1 protein-coding gene is annotated in these 823 nt (G+C 45.0%); it reads left to right on the forward strand.

What is annotated here, in order from left to right:
• Window positions 1–275 precede the first annotated feature (275 nt).
• Window positions 276–704 carry a nucleoside-diphosphate kinase gene (gene ndk, locus A3750_RS01610; RefSeq protein ID WP_068452700.1) on the forward strand — a complete coding sequence of 143 codons (429 nt, stop codon included), beginning with the start codon at window positions 276–278 and terminating at the stop codon, window positions 702–704.
• Window positions 705–823: the final 119 nt, after the last annotated feature.

Below are 823 nucleotides of genomic sequence, written 5' to 3' on the forward strand. Positions count from 1 at the left end.
CATGTGCTGAAGGCTATGGGGTTGGGCGACGAAGAAGCTCTTAGCTCATTGCGATTCTCATTTGGAAGGTTTACTACTGATGATGAAGTCCTTGATGCGGCGTCACAATTGAGAAATGCGCTGTCTAAGTTGGCGCAATAGTGCCAAAACGTTAAGTTTTACGAATCTCGCGGTACAAAGATATATTTTTGAGTGAATCAGACATATAATTCGGCCGCAATTTATGAATGGCGCATTCCGTGTGCCGAATTTACATTTTAATGGGGATAGAAACCATGGCGGTAGAACGCACCTTATCAATTGTTAAGCCTGACGCTGTAGCTAAAAATGTTGTTGGCAAAATCTATGATCGTTTTGAATCAAACGGTTTGCAAATTGTTGCAGCAAAAATGATTCGTCTTTCTAAGGAGCAGGCTGAGGGTTTCTATGCAGAGCATAAAGAGCGTCCCTTCTTTGCGGATCTAGTTTCTTTTATGACTTCTGGCCCTGTTTGTGTTCAGGTATTAGAAGGCGAAGGCGCTGTCCTTAAAAATCGCGACTTGATGGGTGCTACGAACCCGAAAGAAGCCGATGCAGGTACTATCCGAGCGGATTTCGCGTCGTCTATTGATGCGAATGCAGTGCATGGTTCAGACTCTGCCGAGTCTGCAGCACGCGAAGTTGCTTACTTTTTCTCAGCAGATGAGATTTGCGCTCGCGGCTAATACCTCGCGTAGTGTTTTAAGCAAAAGCAGGGCTTCGCTGAGGAGTCCTGCTTTTGTGCTTATAGAGACATCGTAATACAGGTGATTTAAATGACAGATAACGCCCCAAAGCAACGTAC

The organism is Oleiphilus sp. HI0079 (assembly GCF_001635105.1).